The 2,343-nt window shown below is 73.6% G+C and carries 3 protein-coding genes; 2 read left to right on the forward strand and 1 reads right to left on the reverse strand.

Translation table 11 applies throughout. The features are described from left to right. On the reverse strand, nucleotides 1-360 hold a 360-nt coding region (locus I5E_RS14785; RefSeq protein WP_441294332.1), incomplete at its 3' end, for a tRNA (adenosine(37)-N6)-threonylcarbamoyltransferase complex ATPase subunit type 1 TsaE. Between the two features lie 124 nt (nucleotides 361-484). Between I5E_RS14785 and I5E_RS14790 the strand changes: the two genes are divergently transcribed. Beyond that, the gene (locus I5E_RS14790; RefSeq protein ID WP_022907667.1) at nucleotides 485-1,090 is read left to right on the forward strand and encodes a cysteine hydrolase family protein; all 606 of its coding nucleotides are present in this window, start codon (nucleotides 485-487) and stop codon (nucleotides 1,088-1,090) included. Then, the coding region (locus I5E_RS14795) for an amidohydrolase family protein (RefSeq protein ID WP_187290513.1) at nucleotides 1,083-2,343 on the forward strand (1,261 nt) is incomplete at its 3' end. The genes I5E_RS14790 and I5E_RS14795, both read left to right, overlap by 8 nt.

The following is a 2,343-nucleotide window of genomic DNA, read 5'->3' on the forward strand; positions in this document are numbered from 1 at the left end:
TGCCGTCGACGACCCGCGGCCCCACTCCACGACCACGATCGAGGCGTCCCAGTCGAGGTCGAGGTCGTCGAGCTCGACCGGGTCGGACAGCCGGTACGCGTCGACGTGCACCAGGTCCGGGCCGGCGGTGGTCGGGTGGGTCCGGGCGAGGACGAACGTCGGGCTCGACACCTGCCCGCGGGCGCCGAGCGCCGCGCCGAGCCCCCGGGTCATGGTGGTCTTGCCGGCACCGAGCGGACGTGTGGGTCGCGGTCGGCGACGGGTTCGCCCCGGTCGGCGTCGCGGAGCTGCTGCCGTTCCGACGGCGCCGAGCGGCGCGGAGCGTGTCGGACCCCACGAGCGGCGTCGACTCCACGACACCTGAGGTTTAACGCCGCTGAAACACCCCCGACCCGTGCCGTGTCGGAAGCCGTCGGAGACTGGCGGCGACGGCGCGCACCGGTCCCCACCCGAGTGCACGATCCGTCGTGGAAGGAACCACCGCATGCTCGCCGTCCCCGGCAACCCCGTCCTGATCGTCGTCGACGTCCAGGGCGGCGCCGCCTCGACGATGCCCACACCGGGCATCCCCGTCATGAACGGTCGCGCGGAACGCGCGCCCCGCGTCCGCGACCTCATCGAGCACTGTCGGGCAGCGGGTGTGCCGGTCGTGTTCATCCAGGAGGTCCACAAGCCGGACCTCGTCGACATCGGCCGCGAGCTCGACGGTGCCGAAGGGCCGCACTGCATCGAGGGCGACGAGCAGACCGAACTCGCCTCGTGGATCGACCCCCGACCGGAGGAGTTCGTGATCCGCAAGCGTCGGTACTCGGCGTTCTTCGGGACGGAGCTCGAGATCGTGCTCAAGGCCTACCGTGCCGGCACGGTGCTGCTCGTCGGTGGCCTGACGGACGTGTGCATCCACTACACCGCGGCCGACGCGCACCAGCACGACTACGCGGTGCGGGTGCTCACCGACTGCGTCGCCGGCTCCAGCGAGCGTGCGCACGACGCGGCCCTCGAGGCGATCGCCTACCTGCAGCGCGATGCGCTCGTCACCGCGGCCGAGGTGCGGTCCTGGCTCGACGAGCGGGAGCCGGCGCGTGCCTGAGCCGGTGCGGTCGTCGGTCGGCGGACCGTCGGGTCGCATCGTCGTCGGGCACATCCGCACCATGGACCCCCTCGTCCCGACGGTCGACGCGATGCTCGTCGTGGGCGACCGGGTGCGCATGGTCGGGACCGTGGACGAGGTGCGTGCCGCAGCCCACGACTCCGGTGTGGACGTCGACGAGGAGCACGTCGTCGGGACGGTCCTGCCGGGCTTCACCGATGCGCACGCCCACGCCCAGCGCGCCGGCCTCAAGGCGCTGCAGCTGCTCGACGCGGGCGCGGACGCCGATGCCTTCTCGGCCGCGATGCTCGCCGACGGCGATGCCGATCCGGATGCTCCCGACTGGCTCGGTGACACCCCGCCGACGATCGCGGACCGACTCGACGCGATCCGGCGTGTGCAGCCGCTCCTGCACGCCATGGGGTTCACCGGCGTCGTCGACCCAGCGGTGACGGTGCCGGAGCTCGCCGGGTACCGCGAGGCGCACCGACTCGGGCTGCTGACCATGCGTGTCGTGGCGATGCCGTACCCGGAACTCGGCACGCCCGCCGTCCCCGACGTCGACGCGGCACTCGCCGTCCTCCGGTCGATCGGCGGGGCGACCGGCGACGGCGACGACCTGCTCCGCCTCGGGCCGATCAAGGTCTACTACGACGGCGAGGGCATGAAGGGCGAGGCGCTGCTCGACCGCCCGTGGGTCGGCGACGACCACGGGGTGCAGCGCATCTCGGCCGACGACTTCGCCCGGCTCGCGACCGCCTGCGTCGGAGCCGGGTGGGGACTCGGCGTGCACGCGGTCGGCAGCCGGGCGGTCGCCGAGGTGCTCGACGGGCTCGAGGCCGCCGAACGCGAGACCGGTCGGTCCGTGGCGCCCCTCGGGTGTCAGCTCATCCACGCCTACCTCGAACCGAGCGCGGCGAGCGCTGCCCGCGCGGCACGTCTCGGTGTGGTCGCGTCGTTGCAACCGTCGATCGCCTGGAAGAACGCGGCGGGCCTGCGCCGACGCCTGGGGGACCGCGTGGACGAGGTGAACCCGGTGCGCACCTGGCTGGACGCCGGGGCCGTCGTCGCGATGGGCTCGGACGCGCCGTACTTCCCGTTCGATCCGCGCGAGGTGGTCCCCGTGGCCGCCGCCCGCCGGATGCGTGGCATCGACGAGCCGCTCGGCCCACGCCAGGCGATCTCGGTGCTCGAGGCGGTCGAGGCGTACACCCGCGGTGCGGCGCACGCGGCCTTCGCCGAGGGCCGTCGCG

Source organism: Curtobacterium sp. B18 (genome assembly GCF_000333375.1).
Taxonomy (GTDB): domain Bacteria; phylum Actinomycetota; class Actinomycetes; order Actinomycetales; family Microbacteriaceae; genus Curtobacterium.